The 19,338-nt window shown below is 61.2% G+C and carries 16 protein-coding genes; 9 read left to right on the top strand and 7 right to left on the bottom strand.

Translation table 11 applies throughout. The features are described from left to right. The coding region (locus HU767_RS09645; protein WP_186729403.1) for an OprD family outer membrane porin at positions 1-514 on the bottom strand (514 nt) is incomplete at its 3' end. Positions 515-1,361: 847 nt separating this feature from the next. On the opposite strand from HU767_RS09645, the gene HU767_RS09640 reads away from it, so the two are divergent. Both HU767_RS09640 and HU767_RS09635 read left to right on the top strand, forming a co-directional pair. Further along, positions 1,362-1,718, top strand: coding sequence for a DUF6124 family protein (locus HU767_RS09640; protein WP_186729399.1), 357 nt, complete (start codon positions 1,362-1,364; stop codon positions 1,716-1,718). Between the two features lie 230 nt (positions 1,719-1,948). Further along, a complete protein-coding gene (locus tag HU767_RS09635; protein ID WP_186729398.1) occupies positions 1,949-2,569 on the top strand; it encodes a TetR/AcrR family transcriptional regulator in 621 nt (206 codons plus the stop codon). A gap of 45 nt (positions 2,570-2,614) precedes the next feature. On the opposite strand, the gene HU767_RS28785 is transcribed toward HU767_RS09635, so the two are convergent. The 4 genes from HU767_RS28785 to hydA all read right to left on the bottom strand — a co-directional run bounded on the left by HU767_RS28785 (position 2,615) and on the right by hydA (position 8,244). Continuing rightward, positions 2,615-3,706 carry an RHS repeat-associated core domain-containing protein gene (locus HU767_RS28785; RefSeq protein WP_238349439.1) on the bottom strand — a complete coding sequence of 364 codons (1,092 nt, stop codon included), beginning with the start codon at positions 3,704-3,706 and terminating at the stop codon, positions 2,615-2,617. A 272-nt stretch (positions 3,707-3,978) separates the two neighbouring features. Next, on the bottom strand, positions 3,979-5,253 hold the full coding sequence (gene preA / locus HU767_RS09625; RefSeq protein ID WP_186706164.1) for an NAD-dependent dihydropyrimidine dehydrogenase subunit PreA: 1,275 nt from the start codon (positions 5,251-5,253) through the stop codon (positions 3,979-3,981). Then, on the bottom strand, positions 5,254-6,621 hold the full coding sequence (locus HU767_RS09620; protein ID WP_186729397.1) for an NAD(P)-dependent oxidoreductase: 1,368 nt from the start codon (positions 6,619-6,621) through the stop codon (positions 5,254-5,256). 183 nt (positions 6,622-6,804) lie between these two features. Continuing rightward, complete coding sequence (gene hydA, locus HU767_RS09615) at positions 6,805-8,244, bottom strand: dihydropyrimidinase (protein ID WP_186729396.1); 1,440 nt, start codon at positions 8,242-8,244, stop codon at positions 6,805-6,807. A gap of 606 nt (positions 8,245-8,850) precedes the next feature. Between hydA and HU767_RS09610 the strand changes: the two genes are divergently transcribed. The 4 genes from HU767_RS09610 to HU767_RS09595 all read left to right on the top strand — a co-directional run bounded on the left by HU767_RS09610 (position 8,851) and on the right by HU767_RS09595 (position 13,825). Beyond that, on the top strand, positions 8,851-10,335 hold the full coding sequence (locus HU767_RS09610; RefSeq protein ID WP_186706167.1) for an NCS1 family nucleobase:cation symporter-1: 1,485 nt from the start codon (positions 8,851-8,853) through the stop codon (positions 10,333-10,335). Between the two features lie 150 nt (positions 10,336-10,485). After that, the gene (locus tag HU767_RS09605) at positions 10,486-11,769 is read left to right on the top strand and encodes a Zn-dependent hydrolase (RefSeq protein WP_186729395.1); all 1,284 of its coding nucleotides are present in this window, start codon (positions 10,486-10,488) and stop codon (positions 11,767-11,769) included. Positions 11,770-11,854: 85 nt separating this feature from the next. Then, the gene (locus HU767_RS09600) at positions 11,855-13,339 is read left to right on the top strand and encodes a helix-turn-helix transcriptional regulator (RefSeq protein WP_186706169.1); all 1,485 of its coding nucleotides are present in this window, start codon (positions 11,855-11,857) and stop codon (positions 13,337-13,339) included. A 240-nt stretch (positions 13,340-13,579) separates the two neighbouring features. Then, entirely contained in the window at positions 13,580-13,825 is a 246-nt protein-coding gene (locus HU767_RS09595) for a DUF1652 domain-containing protein (RefSeq protein WP_053185383.1), read from the top strand. Between the two features lie 180 nt (positions 13,826-14,005). Here HU767_RS09595 and HU767_RS09590 read toward each other — a convergent pair whose 3' ends face one another. Further along, positions 14,006-15,391 (bottom strand): HAMP domain-containing sensor histidine kinase, encoded by a 1,386-nt coding sequence (locus tag HU767_RS09590; protein WP_186706170.1) that lies wholly within the window; start codon positions 15,389-15,391, stop codon positions 14,006-14,008. Continuing rightward, positions 15,369-16,052 (bottom strand): response regulator transcription factor, encoded by a 684-nt coding sequence (locus HU767_RS09585; RefSeq protein WP_186729394.1) that lies wholly within the window; start codon positions 16,050-16,052, stop codon positions 15,369-15,371. The genes HU767_RS09590 and HU767_RS09585 overlap by 23 nt, the downstream gene beginning before the upstream one ends. A 279-nt stretch (positions 16,053-16,331) precedes the next feature. On the opposite strand from HU767_RS09585, the gene hcnA reads away from it, so the two are divergent. Genes hcnA through hcnC form a run of 3 tightly spaced genes read left to right on the top strand, consistent with a single transcriptional unit; the run spans position 16,332 to position 19,313 of the window. Next, positions 16,332-16,655: a cyanide-forming glycine dehydrogenase subunit HcnA gene (gene hcnA / locus HU767_RS09580; RefSeq protein ID WP_186729402.1), complete on the top strand. Its 324-nt coding sequence runs from the start codon at positions 16,332-16,334 to the stop codon at positions 16,653-16,655. Further along, the gene (gene hcnB, locus HU767_RS09575; protein WP_186729393.1) at positions 16,652-18,061 is read left to right on the top strand and encodes a cyanide-forming glycine dehydrogenase subunit HcnB; all 1,410 of its coding nucleotides are present in this window, start codon (positions 16,652-16,654) and stop codon (positions 18,059-18,061) included. The genes hcnA and hcnB overlap by 4 nt, the downstream gene beginning before the upstream one ends. Further along, the gene (gene hcnC / locus HU767_RS09570; RefSeq protein WP_186729392.1) at positions 18,054-19,313 is read left to right on the top strand and encodes a cyanide-forming glycine dehydrogenase subunit HcnC; all 1,260 of its coding nucleotides are present in this window, start codon (positions 18,054-18,056) and stop codon (positions 19,311-19,313) included. Before hcnB ends, hcnC begins: the two co-directional genes overlap by 8 nt. Positions 19,314-19,338: the final 25 nt, after the last annotated feature.

The raw sequence follows: 19,338 nt of genomic DNA, 5'->3' as shown, positions 1-19,338 counted from the left end.
CGTAGAGGCTCAGGCCGTTGATTTCGGTGGAGGTGACCTGGCCGCCGCGGAAGGTTTGCGGCAGGGAACGACCGTCGTCGGAACGCAGGATCGGCAGCACCGGCATCCATTCGCCGACCTTCAGTTCAGTCTTCGAGACCTTGGCCTTGAGGGCCACGCCGAGGCGACCGTAATCGTCGGCCGGGCGACCGTCGTCATGAATCGGCAACAAGGAAGTGTTCGCAGTACCACGGCCGCCGTCGAGTTTGACCGAGTACATCCCCAGCACGTCCACGCCGAAGCCGACGGTGCCTTGGGTGAAACCGGACTTGGCGTCGAGAATGAAGCTCTGGGTCCATTCTTCGGCTTTGCCTTGGGCGTTGTTCGGGTTGGTGAAGTTGCGGTTGATGTAGAAGTTGCGCAGGTTCAACGTGGCCTTGGCGTCATCGACGAAGCCTTCGGCGCTGGCGGTCATGGGCAGAAACGCGGCAAGGCTGCTGCAACCGAGCAGGACCAGGGCGGGGCTGGAGCTCAGAAGGGTACGGCGGTTTGGACGATGGTTGGGCGAAAAACGGACACGTGTGCTCACTATGGCGCTCCCTACTTTTTGTTGTTTTTATTTGTCATACGTCGTCGTACAACATGGCGGTGATTATTTGGAAGCGGCTGCTCGTTGTCAACTGGCCATTATCGGAATTATCCAACTTGGGTGTGCTTCAAAATGAGGCAGTGCAATGGCTGTCGCTGGCGCAGGCCAGGATCGAAAGCGGTGGCACCGGGTGGATACGGGGTTTGAGAGTAGCGGTGAGGGTGCTTGGTTGTGCGATGACTGGTCTAAGACATTAGTCGAATGTCCTGATCGGAAGGCTTGAGCGGGCTCTTTGTGGCGAGGGAGCTTGCTCCCGCTGGGTGGCGAAGCCGCCCCAGGAATTTGTGCTGAAACAAAGAAATTTGGGCCTGCTGCGCAGTCCAGCGGGAGCAAGCTCCCTCGCCACAAGGGTTGGGTTGTCCAGCCTGTTTCCAGTCCAAACAGGCCTGTGTTTATCCAGACGTAGGATTGTTCGGGATTGGGCTACGTTGTCTTGCGCCGTTACCTACAACTGCGCCAGAATCCGCCGGCTTGTGCGCCTTGGGCCAGGGTTTTATCGTTTCCGGGTCGCTGAGAAATCAGTGATCGGGTTTGGTAGCCCTGGTGTCGGTGCATAGCGTCATCTCTTGCAAGTGCGATCATGCACTTCGCTTTTTGGTGGCCATGCGCAGGGCCTCTTCGGAGGCGCCGGCTCCGATGCCCGGTCTACCAACCTTCGTATGGCCGCCACCCTAATTCGTTTGGTAGCGAAAGGGATGTTGGCTCCTTTATCAAATGCATCGGAGCTTCATCTATGTTCAAAGTAACCCCCAACCCACCGGATACTGATCCATCCAACTCAAAAGCGTTCGACGAAGCCGCCGACCGCATTCTCGACTCCTACCTCAACCCCAAACCCAAACCCAAACCCAGCAAACCCGAAGCCGATCCCGGCCAACTGTTCACCGTCGTCAACGGCGTCGACACCGAAACCCTGCTCGCCAACCTCAGCGAAAACCTGGCCTCGGCCAACGCCATGGTCAATGACCTGGCCTTCGACCTGAAAGGCTCGAGGCGCCACATTGCCCTGGGCATCCAGCAACTGATCGAACTGAGCGCAATGCTGGCGAACCGCGCGCTGGATAACGTCGAACCCCGCCAGTCGACTTAACGCAAAACCCGCTTTTGTGGCGAGGGAGCTTGCTCCCGCTGGGCTGCGCAGCAGCCCCAAAATGGACTGACGCGGTATTCCAGGGATAGCGCGCCAGCCGGTTTTACGACTGCTGCGCAGCCGAGCGGGAGCAAGCTCCCTCGCCACAAAAGCTTTCCCACAAGCGGCATCGGTGTTTTCAAAGATGGGTGAATGCTAGTCTTGACCAACGCTGTTGCCAGGGAGCCCTCATGGGCAATCACAAGATCGAGATTCGTCGCAGTAACGTCGAGAAAATCCTGTTGGCCGCCGAGAAGGTCTTCGCCGAAAAAGGTTTCGGCAGCACCGCCATGGCCGACATCGCCGCCGAAGTGCAGTTGCCGCGTTCCAACCTGCATTACTACTTCAGCACCAAGAGCGAACTGTACAGCGCCGTGCTGTTCGACCTGCTGGAAGTCTGGAAACAGGACGCCTTGTGCTTCGAAATGTTCGACGACCCGCGGGTGGTGCTTAGCAGTTACATTCGCGCCAAAATGAACCACTCCCGCAGCCGGCCCTACGGCTCTAAAGTCTGGGCCAACGAAATCATCCACGGCGCCCCGACCCTGGGCGAGGCGCTGGACGCCAGCCTCTATGACTGGGCCAAGATGAAGGAAGCGAAAATCCGCCAGTGGGTGGAGGACAAACGCATCCTGCCGGTGGAGCCTTCAAGCCTGCTCTACATGATCTGGGCCTCGACCCAGCACTACGCCGACTTCGACCACCAGATCAATATCCTCAACGACCACCAGCCGTTGTCGGACATGCAGTTCGAGCGGGCGGTGCAGACGGTGACCAGTGTAATTTTGCGGGGGATTGGGTTGGAGCCGTAACCTCAAGGTCATACGCGGTAGCGTACTTCGTTGAAGTTGGGTTCGTTATGGTTGCGTGCGAACTTTGGATTGCTTTTTATTTAGATTTTCCCAGCGATTTTTATTGATCTTTAGTCTCAATCGGGAGATTTTTGCGTCTATTGGCTTCAAATAACGAGCTCTGGCCTCAAGTTTTAAGCCAAGTGTAGTTGCTTTAGACGCCTCGGTGTGACGTATTTCTTTATACCGGTTGAACAATTTTATCAAAGCAGGATCAGCCAGCTCTGGGCCGCCTGGATTCTTGGCGTCGTGTTCTATCCAAGCGTCTGATATTTTTTTAATCTTAGTTTTATATCTGCGTGTATAAACCGTGCTTGGATGTGTTGAAAGTTCTTCGGGTGGTTTAGGTTGTCCATTTTTATATAGGGGTGTGGGTTGGTTTTGGGCTGAGGAGGCGGTAACTTCCCGCGGGTTCTGTAGGAGCTGAGTAATAGTTTGGGGCTGAATAATAGTTTTTGTGTGGGAAGCTTGGGAAGCAGGTCGGGCAATAGCTCTGGACGAACGATTTAATGCAGTAGGTGCTGTGAATCCTCTCGTGGCTTGCAATTTTAGTACAATGTGGAAGGGAATATTCCCACTCGGATCATACCGATTAACCGGATCCCCCCCGCAATACGCATACGCATTAATCCCCCCATCCCCAAAAGGGCTCAACTCATCCGGACTATTGAACCGCATCAACACCGGATTAAACGCTCGATTACCCTGTCCCAATAAATAATGCCCCGTTACCGGATCAGGGCGCTCACCATTAAACCCGAGCAAACTGCTCAAACCACTTTCCGCAGGCCGATGACCATAGGCGGTATACGCCATCGGCTGGGTATCAGTGCCAGCCAGCGTCTGCAAAACCGACCGCTGCTGGTCCGTTGCCAGCAGCGTCGTCTCGGTGACATTGGCGATGTGCAAGCGTTGCGCCAGGGGCTGGGCTTCGTGGCGAAGGATCGTGAGTTCCACCTGGCCTTCGATCTCATTGACCAACTCGTCGTCCTGGTAAAAGCGCTGCGTGTCCAGGTGCTCCGCTGGTTTCAAGCCGGTCAGGCGATCCAGGGGGTCGTATTGGTAGCGGCACAGTATCTTCATCGATGACGTCGACATGGGCTGGGCTCTTGCTGGTGGACTGGGTTATGTCAGGCTCGGGTATTTCTTCGGGGGTGTCTACTAGCAGAACTGTTAGTCCGCGAAGCTGGTGGATTCGGATGGCAGTGGGTTTGGTTGAGGGCCTGAAATTTGTGATGTGGCTGATGGCCCCTTCGCGAGCAAGCCCGCTCCCACACTTGATCTGCAGTGAACACAATATTTGTGAACGACAGCAATCCACTGTGGGAGCGGGCTTGCTCGCGAAGAGGCCAGCCCAGCCTCCTCAAACTTCAAGCCGTTACATGGTAGGGATTGCGCGGATCATGGTTCCAATCCAAAAACGGCTTGCCAGTGTCCACCGTCACCATTTCGATGCAGTCCTGCACCGGGCAGGTGATCTGGCACAGGTTGCAGCCCACGCATTCCTCATCGATCACCTCATACACATGCGTGCCGTTCGCCTGCTTGAGGCTGGCGATGGCCTGGTGCGAGGTGTCTTCGCAGGCGATGTGGCAGCGCCCGCAGCCGATGCAGGCCTCCTGATCGATCTTGGCGATGACCTGGTAGTTGATGTCCAGGTACTTCCAGTCGGTGGTGTTGCCCACCGCACGGCCGGAGAACGCCTGGAGGTTGGCGTGCCCGTGATCGTCCATCCAACGTGACAGGCCGTCCTTCATTTCTTCGACGATGCGAAACCCATGCAGCATCGCCGCCGTGCAGACCTGCACCGCGCCGCTGCCCAGGGCAATGAATTCGGCGGCGTCGCGCCAGCTGCCGATGCCGCCGATGCCGCAGATCGGCAGGCCCTGGGTCTGCGGGTCGCGGGCGATTTCGGCGACCATGTTCAGGGCGATCGGCTTGACCGCCGAGCCGCAGTAACCGCCGTGGGTGCTCTGGCTGCCGACGCTGGGCAGGGCGACCATGCGGTCCAGGTCGACGCTGGTGATGGAGTTGATGGTGTTGATCAACGACACCGCATCCGCCCCGCCGCGATGGGCCGCGCGGGCGGCGACGCGGATGTCGGTGATGTTCGGCGTGAGCTTGACGATCACCGGCAGCGAGCAATAAGTCTTGCACCAGCGGGTCACTTGCTCGACGTACTCCGGCACCTGGCCGACCGCCGCGCCCATGCCCCGTTCCGGCATGCCGTGGGGGCAACCGAAGTTCAACTCGATGCCGTCGGCGCCGGTGGCTTCCACCAGGGGCAGGATGTTTTTCCAGGATTCTTCGACGCAGGGCACCATCAGCGACACGATCAGCGCCCGGTCCGGCCAGTCCTTTTTCACCTGGGTGATTTCCCGCAGGTTGATCTCCAGGGAACGGTCGGTGATCAGCTCGATGTTGTTGATGCCCAAGACCTCGCGATTGGCGCCGTAGTGGGCCGAATAACGCGAGGACACGTTCACCGCCGCCGGGTCCTCACCGAGGGTTTTCCAGACCACGCCACCCCAGCCGGCCTCGAACGCGCGGACGACGTTGTAGGCCTTGTCGGTGGGTGGCGCGGAGGCCAGCCAGAATGGATTGGGGGCTTTGATGCCGGCGAAGACAATCGACAGATCGGCCATTTACGCAGCCTCCACGTTAAGCATCAGTTGAGCGTTGATCGCCTCGGCGGCGAGTTTGCCGTGCTGCACGGCCTGCACGGTGAGGTCCTGGTCGAGGCTGGTGCAATCGCCGCCGGCGTAGACCCCGGGAACGCTGGTGCGCAGGTGTTCGTCCACCAGGATCCGCCCGTCCTGGCGCTTGAGTTCCCGGGCCAGCGGGTCCGCCAGCGCGTTGTCGTCGAAGGCCTGGCCGATGGCTTTGAAAATGGCGTCGGCGGGCAGGTCGAAGGTCTCGGCGCCGATGACCAGTCGCCCGTTTTCCAGATGGGTACGGGAAAAGCGCATGCCGCGCACATGCCCGGCGTCATCGAGCAACACCTGTTGCGGTTGGGCCCAGGTCAACAGGCGTACCTGATTGGCCTTGGCGATGTCTTGCTCGTGCAAGGTGGCGCCCATGTCTTCCAGGCCACGACGGTAGACCAGGTTGACGTCCCGGGCGCCGAGGCGAGCCATTTGCACGGCCATGTCGATGGCGGTGTTGCCGGCGCCGAGGACGATGCAACGGTCGGCCAGGGGCAACTGACTGAGGTCATCGGCCTGGCGCAGTTCGCGAATGTACTCGGTGGCGGCCAGCAGTCCCGGGGCTTGTTCGTCGCTCAGGCCCAGTTGTTTGCTGGCGGCCAGGCCGAGGCCGAGGAACACCGCGTCGAATTGCTGGCGCAGGTCGCTGAGGCTCAGGTGCTCGCCGAGCTTCTGGCCATGGCGGATTTCGATGCCACCAATCTCCAGCAGGAAATCCAGCTCCCGTTGGGCGTAATCGTCCACCAGTTTGTACTTGGCGATCCCGTATTCGTTGAGGCCACCGGCTTTGTCCCGGGCTTCGAAAATCACCACGTCATGGCCGTGCATGGCGCTGCGATGGGCGCATGACAACCCCGCGGGCCCGGCGCCAACCACGGCGATGCGCTTGCCGGTGGCGGCGGCCCGTTGGAACGGGTGCGCGCTGAAGTGGGCGTTGTCCACCGCGTAGCGTTGCAGCGAGCCGATCAACACCGGGGCGCATTCATGGGCGTTGTTGCGCACGCAGGCTTGCTGGCACAGGACCTCGGTGGGGCAGACCCGAGCGCAACTGCCGCCGAGGATGTTGGCCGAAAGAATCTTCTGCGCCGCGCCTTGGACGTTGTCCTGGTGGATGTTGCGGATGAACGAGGGAATGTCGATTTCGCTCGGACAGGCGTTCACACACGGCGCGTCGTAGCAATACAGGCAGCGGGACGCTTCCAGGTGGGCTTGGCGCGCGTTGAGGGGCGGCGCCAGGTCGCTGAAGCGGGCGGCGAGGGTGGCCGGGTCTTCCTGGGAATGGGGGAGATGACTCAAGGGCTGGATCATGGAGTGGGCCTCACGGTGTTTGAGGTGCTGCCTCTGGTGGGCAGTGGTTTTTTTCGTTGTCTGGACTGACGCCTTCGCGAGCAAGCCCGCTCCCACATGGAATCTGTTGTGTACACAGATTCTGTGCCTGCCCGAGATTCAGTGTGGGAGCGGGCTTGCTCGCGAAGGCCGAAGGCCTCGATTTCAGCGTTTCACGGCACTTGGCTTATTCAACTCCGCCCGCTTGCTCAGCAAATCGAACACCGCCGGATACGCCGGCCGTTCGATGTAGCGCCCCGCGCCGCGCTCGGCCCGCAGGTCGCCGTCGGCCCACACCAGCCGACCCTGGCTGATGGTGTGGCTGGGTACGCCGCGTACGGTCTTGCCTTCGAAGATGTTGAAGTCCACTTGCTGGTGGTGGGTCTTGGCGGAAATCGTGCGGCTGCCTTGCGGGTCCCAAAGCACCAGGTCGGCATCGGCACCGACGCGGATCGCGCCCTTGCGCGGGTAGAGGTTGAAGATCTTAGCGGTGTTGGTGGAGGTCAAGGCGACGAAGTCCTGCATCGACAATTTGCCGCTGTTGACCCCCTCGTCCCAGAGCACCGCCATGCGGTCTTCGATCCCGGCGGTGCCGTTGGGGATCTTGCTGAAGTCGTCACGCCCTGCGGCTTTCTGTTCGGCACAGAAGCAGCAATGGTCGGTGGCGGTGGTGTGCAGGTTGCCGGATTGCAAGCCACGCCAAAGTGCTTCCTGATGCCCCCGTGGGCGGAAGGGCGGGCTCATCACGTAGCCGGCGGCGGTCTGCCAGTCCGGGTGGCGATAGACGCTGTCGTCCAGCAGCAAGTGCCCGGCCAGGACTTCACCGTAGACCGGCTGGCCCTTGCTGCGGGCGTAGGTGATTTCGTCCAGGGCTTCCTGGGTGGACACGTGGACCAGGTACAGCGGCGTGCCCAGGGTTTCGGCGATGCGGATGGCGCGGCTCGCGGCTTCGCCTTCCACTTGCGACGGCCGCGACAGCGGATGGGCTTCTGGCCCGGTGATGCCCTGGGCCAGCAGCTTGCGTTGCAGGTGATACACCAGTTCGCCGTTCTCGGCATGCACGGTGGGCACCGCGCCCAATTCCAGGCAGCGCTCGAAGCTCGCCACCAAGGTGTCGTCGGCGGCCATGATTGCGTTCTTGTAGGCCATGAAATGCTTGAAGCTGTTCACGCCGTGGTGGCTGACCAGCTCGGCCATTTCTTCGCGGACCTGTTCGCTCCACCAGGTGATCGCTACGTGGAAACCGTAGTCGCTGGCGCTTTTTTCGGCCCAGCCGCGCCATTGATGAAAGGCTTCCATCAGTGACTGCTGGGGGTTGGGAATCACGAAGTCGATGATCGAGGTGGTGCCCCCGGCGAGGCCCGCCGCCGTGCCGCTGAAGAAATCTTCACTGGCGACCGTGCCCATGAATGGCAACTGCATATGGGTATGGGGATCGATGCCGCCGGGCATCAGGTATTGACCGCTGCCATCGAGCACTTCGACAGCGGCCGGAACATCCAGGTTTTGACCAATGGCCTGGATCACGCCGTCGGCGCAAAACACATCGGCGCGATAACTTTCATCATGGGTAATAACGGTGGCGCCACGGATCAACAGAGACATTCCGAGTTCCTCGCAGGCATGACCGACTGTTGCCGGTTCTTTATGTTTTATCCATCACGGTGGGTAAAGTCGTGCCGGTTTACATTCTTGTCACGACTGTCAGGATTAGACGCTAGCTGGAGTTATTGAAATGAGCAAGATTATTTTTTATAAGCTTATGCGTTATTTAACTAGTTGAAATTAAAGGGTTAATTTACAAAATCACCAAAATGGTGAGTCTGCTCACCATTTTGACGCACTTGACAGGATCGTTATTTGAGCGAGATTTGTCATGGTAAATCAGCGGCTTGAAAGCGTTGGAAGTGCGGGCCAGACACCTCGCGTTGTTGCGGGGTGCACCACTTTGAATCTCCCACTCGACAGGGCGTGAAGGTCATCTAGCCTCAATGTCGCAAAGCCGGGACTGAAACAAAGCAATCACTTGGCTTTAAACGTTAAACATCAAAAGGTTGAAAGGGTTATATCGATCATTCGGTCAGCTCGGCGTGTTATTCGGCACGGTTATTGAGTGCTGTCGTGGCCTGGCGGGGTGGTGGATAGCACGCGTGCAAGTACTCCGGCCATCGCCAGTCGATGAGCAAAAATAATGAAAACAGTGGAGCGGACATGACCAGATCAACAGTGACCGAGCGCGACGGATTATTCGAGCTTGAAGCCGGCAGCGACGTCCTCGACAGCCCCCGTTATAACCACGACATCGCGCCGACCAAGGTGCACGAGCGAACCTGGAACAAATGGCACATCACGGCACTGTGGGTGGGCATGGCGATCTGCGTGCCGACCTATACCCTCGGCGGCGTGCTCACCGCCTATTTCGGTTTGACGGTGGGCGAGGCGCTGCTGGCGATCCTGTTCGCCAACATCATTGTGCTGATCCCCCTGACCCTGAACGCCTTCGCCGGGACCAAGTACGGCATTCCGTTTCCGGTGCTGTTGCGCTCGTCCTTCGGCGTGATTGGCTCCAACGTGCCGTGCCTGATCCGCGCCCTGGTGGCGTGCGGTTGGTTCGGCATCCAGACGATGTTCGGCGGGTTGGCGATCCACTTGTTTCTCGGCTCGGTGTTCGAAGGCTGGAAGAGCCTGGGCGGCACCGGCGAAGTAATCGGCTTCATGGTGTTCTGGGTCATCAACCTGTGGGTGGTGTTGCGCGGTGCCGAGTCGATCAAATGGCTGGAAACCTTGTCTGCGCCATTGTTGGTACTGGTGGGGGCGGGGCTGCTGGTATGGGCGTTGCCCAATGTCTCGTTGACTGAACTGATGGCGGTCCCGGCCAAGCGGCCTGAAGGCGCCGGGGTGACGAGTTATTTTCTTGCCGGGCTGACGGCCATGGTCGGCTTCTGGGCCACCCTGTCGTTGAACATTCCGGACTTCAGTCGATATGCCAAGAGCCAGAAAGACCAGATCGTCGGGCAGATCATCGGCCTGCCGTTGACCATGTTCCTGTTCGCCTCCCTCGGCGTGGTGATGACCGCCGCCTCGGAGAAACTGGTGGGGGTGACCGTCTCCGACCCGGTGACCTTGATCGGGCACATCCAGAGCCCGGTGTGGGTGGCGCTGGCCATGGTGCTGATCATCGTCGCCACGCTCTCGACCAACACCGCGGCCAACATCGTCTCGCCCACCAACGACTTCCAGAACCTGGCGCCGAAACTGATCGGCCGCACCAAGGCAGTGATGCTCACCGGATTGGTAGGGCTGGCGCTGATGGCCCATGAGCTGTTGAAGAAACTCGGCCTGATCGTGTCCGAGGTCAGCCTCGAGTCGGTCTATTCCAATTGGCTGCTGGGCTATTCGAGCCTGCTGGGGCCGATTGCCGGGATCATGGTGGTGGATTATTTCCTGATCAAGAAACAGCAACTGGACCTGGCCGGGTTGTACCGCGACGACATTTACCCGGCCTGGAACTGGAACGGCTTCATCGCCTTTGGCGTGCCGGTGGTGCTGACGCTGCTGTCCCTGGGCAGCGACGCGTTCAGTTGGTTCTACAGCTACGGCTGGTTCACCGGCTCGGCGCTGGGTGGGGTGATTTATTACGGGTTGTGCAGTATGCAAGGGGCCAGCCCGGCGGTCGCCAAGTCACCTCTGCAATAGCAGATGAATGCGGTGCCTGTGGGAGCGGGCTTGCTCGCGAATGCGGTACGTCAATCAACATCAATGCTGACTGATACACCGCATTCGCGAGCAAGCCCGCTCCCACACTGGACCGCGTCGAAATGAGATAACTGCCTGAAGGAGATCCCCATGAACGCAGCCCTCGACGTCCTGCAATCCACTCATCAGCACATCAACCGCGACCGCCTGTGGCAATCGCTCATGGACCTGGCCCTGCTCGGCGCCACGGTCAAGGGCGGTGTGTGCCGGCTGGCCCTGACCGACCTCGACCGCCAGGCCCGCGACCTGTTCGTGCAATGGACCCAGGCGGCGGGCTGCACCGTCAGCATCGATGCGGTGGGCAATATCTTCGCCCGTCGCCCGGGGCGCAATCCGAACCTGCCACCGGTGATGACCGGCAGCCACATCGACACCCAACCCACCGGTGGCAAGTTCGACGGCTGCTTTGGTGTGCTATCCGGGCTGGAAGTGCTGCGCACCCTCAATGACCTGAACATTGAAACCGAAGCACCATTGGAGGTGGTGGTCTGGACCAACGAAGAAGGCTCGCGCTTCGCCCCGTGCATGATGGGCTCCGGGGTGTTCGCCGAGAAATTCACCCTCGAAGAAACCCTCGCCAAGACCGACGCCGAAGGCATCAGTGTGGGCCAGGCGCTCAACGCCATCGGCTATGCCGGCCCGCGCAAGGTCAGCGGGCATCCGGTGGGGGCGTACTTCGAGGCGCACATCGAGCAGGGGCCGATCCTCGAGGATGAGGGCACGACCATCGGCGTGGTGATGGGTGCCCTGGGGCAGAAGTGGTTCGACCTGACCTTGCGTGGCGTCGAAGCCCACGCCGGCCCGACCCCGATGCACCTGCGCAAGGACGCCCTGGTGGGCGCCTCGCTCATCGTCGGCGCCGTCAACCGCGCGGCCCTCGGTCATCAACCCCATGCCTGCGGCACGGTCGGTTGCCTGCAAGCCTATCCGGGGTCGCGTAACGTCATTCCCGGCGAGGTGCGCATGACCCTGGATTTCCGTCACTTGGAACCGGCGCGCCTGGATTCGATGATCGCCGAGGTCAAGCAAGTGATCGAAGACACCTGCCGGCAACACGGCCTGACCTTCGATTTGAAACCCACCGCCGATTTCCCGCCGCTGTATTTCGACCAGGGCTGCGTCGACGCCGTCCGCGGCGCTGCCCAAGGGCTGGGCCTGTCCCACCTGGACATCGTCAGCGGTGCCGGCCATGACGCGATCTTCCTCGCCGAACTGGGCCCGGCCGGAATGATCTTCGTGCCCTGCGAAGGTGGCATCAGCCACAACGAAATCGAAAACGCCGCCCCGGACGACCTCGCCGCCGGTTGCGCGGTGCTGCTGCGAGCAATGCTGGCCGCCTCCCAGGCGATTGCCGAGGGACGCATGGCGGCTTGAAGGGGCCGATGCACTATTGCAAAGCCATGTGGTCGTAACTTTCAGCGCATCCATGCTTGAAACCTACTGACCACATGGAGACCCAATGAATCAGCAAGTCCCGACCACCGATACCAACCGTCGTCAATTGCTGCAGATCATTGCCGGGCTGTCCGACGGGGTGATGTTGATCGAGGTCGACCAGACCATTGCCTGGGCCAACGCCGCAGCGTTGGCCATGCACGGCGTCGAGGACCTCAATGAGCTGGGCACCACGGCCCGGCAATACGCCCGGCGTTTTCAATTGCGTTACCGCAACAACCATCCGTTGACCGAAGACAACTACCCCATCGCCCGGGTGGCCCGTGGCGATGAGTTCAGCGATGTGCTGGTGGAGGTTACGCCCAAGGCCGACCCGGATCGCACCTGGGTGCATCGGATTCGCAGCATGGTCCTGGCCGACCGTAATGGTGAGCCGGAACTGCTCGTGCTGATCCTCAGCGACGCCACCGAATGGGCCAGCGCCGAGCAGCGTTTCGAAAAGACCTTCGGGGCCAACCCGGCACCAGCGGTGATCTGTCGTCTCAGCGACCTGCGCTACATCAAGGTCAACCCGGGATTCCTGGAGATGACCGGCTATAGCCGCGACCAGGTGATCGGGCGTTCGGTGTACGAACTGGATGTGCTCGAAGCCGCCGAGAAACGTGACCTAGCCATCGAGCGCCTGGGGCAGGGCGCGACCATTCCGCAAATGCAGGCTGAGTTGAAATTGCCCGATGGCACCAGCAAGCAGGTGATCGTCGCCGGCCAGCCCCTGGACCTGCATGACGAAGACTGCATGCTGTTTTCCTTCATGGACATGGAGCCGCGCCGCAAAGCGGAAACGGCGTTGCGCCAGAGCGAGGAGCGCTTTGCCAAGTCGTTCCGCCTGTCGCCCGTGCCCACGTTGGTGTGCAGCGCCGAACAACAGCTGCTGGAGATCAACGAAGCGTTTCTCCAGACCACTGGCTACGCCAGCGAAGAGCTGTTGGGTAAAACCGTGGAGGAAATCGGTTTCCTCGACAAGGCCGCCAGCGTCGCGCTGTTTGCTCGGCTGGAAAAGGTCGCCGCTGTCTCGAGCATCGACGTCAAGGTGCACAAGAAAGGCGGCGAACTGATCGACTGTGAGGTCGCTGCCGACACGGTGCTTATCCAGGACAAACCCTGCTACCTGCTGGTGCTGATGAACATCACCGAACGCAAGCGCTCGGAACTGGAACTGGTGGCGGCGATCGAGGAGGTGATGAAGGACGCGTCCTGGTTCAGCCGGACCCTGATTGAAAAACTGGCCAACGTGAAGAGCATCAATGCCCAGGTGCCCAGCGCATCCTTCACCGAGCTGACGGCCCGTGAGCGTGATGTGCTGGGGCTCATCTGTGAAGGGTTGGCCGACAAGGAAATCGCCGCGCGCCTGAAGCTTGCGCCTAATACGGTGCGCAATCATGTGGCTACACTGTATTCGAAACTGGATGTCCATAGCCGCAGCGAGGCGATTGTCTGGGCGCGGGAGCGCGGTTTGTTCGCCAATGAATGGCGAATGAAGGCACCATGATAGCCAGTGCAAATGCACCGGGTTTGCTGGTGCAAATTCAGGTTTTGCAAGGGGGGGCGGTTCCTTAGGCTGTGAGTGTGCGACATCCTCCGTGATGCCGCGTCCCCCACGAAACACTCAAGGAATACGCCTCAATGTGCTATGAACGAACCCCATACGTGAGCGACAGGATGTCTATGCGGACCAGGAGGTCGGAGCTGTCTACCGTTCATTTGCGCCCCCGGGGCTGAGGTGCATCGTATGACCCATCTGGCCCCCTTGCGTGCCCGCCTTGAAGAAAGTTTTACGCCCTTGGCCTGCGAATGCAGCCTCAATGGTGACGGTACCCTCACCGTGCGCCTGTATCACCGTGAAAGCGGTGAGGTGGACCTGGTGGTAAGTGGCATGAGTGTCGACAGCGTCCGCTCGGAAGAGAGCATCGCCAAATTGATCGATGAGCTGCGCTACGAGCTGCAAAACACCCCGCCGCATCGCAGTGAGCCTTGATAACTAAGATCTGGCACACCACACTTTGTGGCGAGGGAGCTTGCTCCCGCTGGGTCGCGCAGCGGCCCCAATATCTGTCGGATGCACACGCCAGCCAAATCCTATCCATCGGTTTTGCGACTGCTTCGCAGCCGAGCGGGAGCAAGCTCCCTCGCCACAGGTGTTGCTCCAGCCCTATGTCTACAACAACGTCGCCCGGCAATCGAGCACCAACCGCGCGCCGCCGTGTTCGCTGCTACCCACTTCCAATGTGAACCCATGCAGATTGACGATCGCCGCGACGATCGATAGGCCCAGGCCAAATCCGCCGTGCTGGCTGCTGCCCTCGGCGCGGTAGAAGCGACGGAACACGGCCTTGCGCTCGGCCTCGGGGATGCCGGGGCCGGAGTCGAGCACTTCGATGCGCGTGCTGTCGCCCTGATCGACCCCGCGCAGGATCACGGTGCCCCCCGGTGGGGTGAACTTGATGGAGTTGCTCAACAGGTTCGACACGGCCTCGAACAGCAAGGCCCGGTCGCCATTGAGCAGGGGCAGGGCGTCGGGCACCTCCAGGATAAAGGTCAGTTCGCCTTCCTCGGCCAGCGGCAGATAAAAATCATGCAGTTCTTGCAGTAGCTGCAACGGATCGAGGCGCACGAAGCCCGAGCGCCGCTGCTGGTCCTCCAGTTCGGAAATCCGCAACAAGCCACGAAACCGCGCCATCAGGGTGTCGGTCTCGGCGAGCACCTGGTCCATCTGCAAGGCCTCGGCGGAGCCGTCCGGTGCTTGCTGCTGGATGCGATAAAGTTGGGCGCGCAAGCGCGTCAACGGGGTGCGCAGGTCATGGGCGATGTTGTCGCATACACCCTTGACCTCGTTCATCAAGCGTTCGATGCGTTCGAGCATGGCATTGACGATCGCCGCCAGCATGTCCAGCTCATCGCGCCGGCTCGACAACGGCAGGCGATGGGTCAGGTCACCGGCGACGATGGCTTCGGCGCTGGCCTGCAACTGGCGAATCCGTCGTAGCGGTCGGCGGCGCAACAGGTGCCAACCCGCGATGCCCGGCAGGATCGTCAGCGATACCCCCCAGAACAGCGCGTGCAAGATGATCCGCGTCACGGCGAACAGCGAGCCGTTGTCCCGGGCCAGGACCAGCCAGCGACCGTCTTGGGTTCGGGTCGCCACCGCGTCGCAGCTGTCGGAAGGCACGCCCGGTTGATCGGAATCGACGCAGCCGCCGAGCATGTGGATCTTGCCGTCCAGCGGCAGGTCGGCGGGCACCCGCTGGATCGGTCCGCTCAAATGGCGCAATTGCGGATCGAACAGCCCGTAGGCGTCGACCCCACGCTCGTCCAGCGTCAGGCTGGCCATGAGCGCGTCTTCCAGTTGGTCGCCGTGGATCCGCGCGAACAGGTGTTGGCGCTGCATCAGGGAGTGCTTGGCCAGGCTGTCGAGGTAGCCAAACACTTCGTAATACATCACCCCCATCAGGATCGCGCTCCAGATCACGAACAGCGAACTGTACAGCGCCAGCAGACGACTGCTGGAGGAGCGCCAGCCCTTAGCGGGGTTCAGCAATGACATAGCCGGAACCCCGTACCGTGCGAATCAGCGGTTCCAGGCCCGGCGGGTCGATTTTCTTGCGCAGGCGGCCGATGTGGACGTCGATCAGGTTGGTGCCGGGGTCGAAGTGATAACCCCAGACTTCCTCGAAAATCATCATGCGCGAGAGAATCTGGCCGCTGTTGCGCATCAGGAATTCCAGCAGCTTGTATTCGGTGGGCAGCAGGCTGAGCAGTTGTTCGTTGCGGCTGGCTTCGCGGCTGATCAGGTTCAGCTCCAGGTCGGCCACCCGCAGCGCGGTTTCCGGCTCGCGGGTGCCATTGTTGCGCCGCAGCAGCACTTCGACCCGGGCGGCCATTTCGTCGGTGGCGAACGGCTTGGTCAGGTAGTCGTCGCCGCCGGCCCGCAGGCCACGCACACGTTCGTCCACATCGGAGAGGGCGCTGATCATCAGGATCGGCGTGGCCACGCCCATGGTGCGCAGGGTGGTGACAATCACCAGGCCATCGAGTTCGGGCAGCATGCGGTCGAGGGTGATCAGGTCGTAGTCGCCGCTGACAGCCCGTTCCAGGCCTTCACGACCGTTGTCGACCCAATCGACATCCAGGCCGTTGCGGGTCAGCTCGGCAACGATTTCACGAGCGGTCACGGCGTCGTCTTCGATGGTCAGGATGCGGTTCATGGGCGGTACCCTGTAGAGAAAATGGAGCGATTGCGCAGCATTCTGCCAAAGAATACCTGTCGGCTTTCTGAAAAAAAGTTCATGAGCCGACGAGCCGATTCGCTGGCCTGGATCAACACTTGGTCACAAATAATCCCTAACATAAATTTCGTGCGCACTATCATGTGGCGTCTGTTGCCCTGCTTTGGCGCGCTGCCGCTGCCGGGCACTGATGCGAACCGGTGATGGTGTGCCGCAAGGAGCCGAGCCCCCACAGAACCTTCAAGGAAGAGCAGTATGATGCAACCTTCAGACCTTCTACGCCGGAAATTCGATATCCAGCCGCTGGCACAGACCGATATGACGGTGCGCTTGGACGGGCAGGCTGTCAGCGCTGCCCACGGCGAAACCGTCCTCACCGTCATCCAGTCCCTGGGGCAACGCCAGGTGGCCCGCAACGACCACGACCAGATCAGCGGCGCCTACTGCGGCATGGGCGTGTGCCAATGCTGCCTGGTCAAGATCGATGGTCGTCACAAGCGCCGTGCCTGCCAGACCCTGGTGCGCCCTGGCATGCAGATCGAAACCCGGGTCAACCGCATCACCGAAACGGAGGCGCCATGAGCCTGGATCCGGTGATTGTCGGCGGTGGGCCGGCGGGCATGGCAACGGCCATCGAGCTGGCCTCCCACGGGGTTCGTTGCACACTGCTCGAAGAAGCGCCGCGCCTCGGTGGCGTCGTGTATCGCGGGCCGCTGCGCGATGGCGTCAGCCTCGACTACTTGGGGTCGCGCTACAGTGACGCCCTGGAGAAACTCCACGGTGAATTCCAGCAACGCGCCGGCCTGATCGACGTGCGATTAAGTAGCCGGGTCATCGGTGCAGAAGGCTTCCGGGCGCTGATGCCGCTGGATGCCGACGAGCGCCTGGGGGAGGTCGCCTATTCCCATCTGGTCCTGGCGGCCGGTTGTCACGAACGCAGCGTGCCGTTTCCAGGCTGGACGCTGCCGGGGGTGATGATGCTCGGCGGCCTGCAATTGCAGATCAAGAGCGGCGTGGTCAGGCCGCCGAGCCCGGTGGTGATCGCCGGCACCGGTCCGTTGCTGCCGCTGGTGGCGTGCCAACTGCACGCTTCGGGCGTGGCGGTGGCGGGGGTCTTCGAAGCCTGCGCGTTCGGCCGGATCGCCAAGGAAAGCCTGGCGTTGCTGAACAAGCCGCAGCTGTTCCTCGATGGCCTGAGCATGTTGGCCTACCTCAAGCTCAATCGCATTCCCGTGCGCTATGGTTGGGGCGTGGTACAGGCTGACGGCGAGGGCGAGTTGAGCCACGTCACCGTCGCGCCTTACTCCACGACCTGGGAACCCGACCTCAAACGCGCCGAGCAGGTGCCGGCCCAGACCCTGGCGGTCGGCTACGGCTTTATCCCGCGGACTCAATTGAGCCAGCAGATGGGCCTGGAGCACGGTTTCAGCGAGGACGGCTATTTGCGGGCGGTGTCCGATGCCTGGCAGCAAAGCAGCGAAGCGCACATTCACCTGGCCGGCGACATGGGTGGGATTCGTGGCGGTGAAGCGGCCATGCTCAGCGGGCGCATCGCAGCGCTGGCGATCCTGATGCAACGCAACGTACTCGATCCGTCCGAGGCCCTGGCCCAACGGGAACGCTACCAGGCGCAATTGCAGCGGATCATTCGCTTTCGCGCCGCCGTGGATCGCTACACCCAGCGTGGCGCCGGACAAACCGCCTTGCCGGCCGCCGACACGGTGATCTGCCGCTGTGAACACGCCACCCGCGCCGACATCGACCGGGCGCTGGAGCAAGACGTGCAGGACATGGCCAGCCTGAAGATGCGCACCCGCGTGAGCATGGGCGATTGCCAGGGGCGGATGTGCGTTGGCTATTGCAGCGACCGCTTGCGCGAAGCCACCGGTCGCGCCGACGTCGGTTGGCTGAGGCCACGTTTTCCTATCGATCCGATTCCCTTTTCAGCGTTCCAGAACGTCGCCACGGAGGCCGTTTCCCATGATTAAGGATTATGACGTGGTCATCGCCGGAGGTGGTGTGATCGGGGCTTCGTGCGCCTATCAACTGTCCAAGCGCAAACACCTGAGGATCGCCTTGATCGACGCCAAGCGCCCCGGCAACGCGACCCGGGCTTCGGCGGGTGGGCTGTGGGCCATTGGTGAGTCGGTGGGCCTGGGATGCGGGGTGATCTTCTTTCGCATGATGTCGGCCAACCGCAAGCGCCAGACCCAGGGCGCCGCTGTGGCGGTGGATGCCAGCACCCCGCACATCCTGCCCCAGTCGTTCTTCGATTTCGCCTTGCAGTCCAACGCAATGTATCCGCAGTTGCACCGCGAATTGATCGACCGTCACGGCATGGATTTCAAGTTCGAGGAGACCGGGCTCAAGTTCGTGATCTACGACGAGGAAGACCGTTCGTACGCTGAGCACATCGTCGCCTGCATTCCCCACCTGGCCGACCAGGTGCGCTGGCTCGACCAGGCGGCCCTGCGCGCGGCAGAGCCGAATGTCAGCCATGAGGCCCTGGGCGCGCTGGAATTTCTCTGCGATCACCAGGTCAGTCCGTTCCGCCTGGCCGATGCCTACACCGAAGGCGCCCGACAGAACGGCGTCGACCTGTTCTTCAACACCCATGTGACCGAGGTGCTGCGCAGCGGCACGCGGGTGACCGGGGTGCAAACCGCCGAGGCGGGGACGTTCAACTGCCGAACCCTGATCAACGCGGCCGGTGCCTGGGCGGCGGACCTGAGCGAGCAGGCCACTGGCGTGCGGATTCCGGTCAAACCGGTCAAGGGCCAGATCCTGCTGACGGAGCGCATGCCGAAAATCCTCAACGGCTGCCTGACCACCAGCGACTGCTATGTGGCGCAGAAAGACAACGGTGAAATCCTGATTGGCAGCACCACTGAAGACAAAGGTTTCGACGTGACCACGACTTATCCGGAAATCGAAGGGCTGGTGCAAGGCGCGGTGCGCTGTATCCCGCAGTTGATCGACATCAATCTGAAACGAACCTGGGCCGGCCTGCGCCCGGGTTCGCCCGATGAGTTGCCGATCTTGGGGCCGATGCGCGGAGTGGCGGGCTACCTCAACGCCTGCGGGCATTTTCGCACCGGCATCCTGACCTCGGCCATCACCGGGGTGCTGCTGGATAAACTGGTGAACAATGAGCCCCTGCCACTGGACATCACGCCGTTCCTGGCGGATCGCTTCGACGTGGCGCCGACGGTAAAGCCCAGGGAAGTGGAGCTGGCCTGAGCAATCGCCGCACGCCAGCAGCCAC

Source organism: Pseudomonas sp. SWRI179 (assembly GCF_014268705.1).
GTDB classification, from domain to species: Bacteria; Pseudomonadota; Gammaproteobacteria; order Pseudomonadales; family Pseudomonadaceae; genus Aquipseudomonas; species Aquipseudomonas zanjanensis.
Note: the sequence above shows the minus strand (reverse complement) of the source record. Positions and strands in the feature narration are given on the sequence as shown.

What these genes read in the sequence shown, in the direction of transcription:
- HU767_RS09600 (WP_186706169.1), top strand. Translation starts at nt 11,855, where the DNA reads ATGAATCAGCAAGTCCCGACCACCGATACCAACCGTCGTCAATTGCTG.
- HU767_RS28785 (WP_238349439.1), bottom strand. Translation starts at nt 3,706, where the DNA reads ATGTCGACGTCATCGATGAAGATACTGTGCCGCTACCAATACGACCCC.
- hcnA (WP_186729402.1), top strand. Translation starts at nt 16,332, where the DNA reads ATGCAACCTTCAGACCTTCTACGCCGGAAATTCGATATCCAGCCGCTG.
- HU767_RS09590 (WP_186706170.1), bottom strand. Translation starts at nt 15,391, where the DNA reads ATGTCATTGCTGAACCCCGCTAAGGGCTGGCGCTCCTCCAGCAGTCGT.
- HU767_RS09610 (WP_186706167.1), top strand. Translation starts at nt 8,851, where the DNA reads ATGACCAGATCAACAGTGACCGAGCGCGACGGATTATTCGAGCTTGAA.
- HU767_RS09605 (WP_186729395.1), top strand. Translation starts at nt 10,486, where the DNA reads ATGAACGCAGCCCTCGACGTCCTGCAATCCACTCATCAGCACATCAAC.
- hcnC (WP_186729392.1), top strand. Translation starts at nt 18,054, where the DNA reads ATGATTAAGGATTATGACGTGGTCATCGCCGGAGGTGGTGTGATCGGG.
- HU767_RS09595 (WP_053185383.1), top strand. Translation starts at nt 13,580, where the DNA reads ATGACCCATCTGGCCCCCTTGCGTGCCCGCCTTGAAGAAAGTTTTACG.
- hydA (WP_186729396.1), bottom strand. Translation starts at nt 8,244, where the DNA reads ATGTCTCTGTTGATCCGTGGCGCCACCGTTATTACCCATGATGAAAGT.
- HU767_RS09620 (WP_186729397.1), bottom strand. Translation starts at nt 6,621, where the DNA reads ATGATCCAGCCCTTGAGTCATCTCCCCCATTCCCAGGAAGACCCGGCC.
- hcnB (WP_186729393.1), top strand. Translation starts at nt 16,652, where the DNA reads ATGAGCCTGGATCCGGTGATTGTCGGCGGTGGGCCGGCGGGCATGGCA.
- HU767_RS09640 (WP_186729399.1), top strand. Translation starts at nt 1,362, where the DNA reads ATGTTCAAAGTAACCCCCAACCCACCGGATACTGATCCATCCAACTCA.
- preA (WP_186706164.1), bottom strand. Translation starts at nt 5,253, where the DNA reads ATGGCCGATCTGTCGATTGTCTTCGCCGGCATCAAAGCCCCCAATCCA.
- HU767_RS09585 (WP_186729394.1), bottom strand. Translation starts at nt 16,052, where the DNA reads ATGAACCGCATCCTGACCATCGAAGACGACGCCGTGACCGCTCGTGAA.
- HU767_RS09635 (WP_186729398.1), top strand. Translation starts at nt 1,949, where the DNA reads ATGGGCAATCACAAGATCGAGATTCGTCGCAGTAACGTCGAGAAAATC.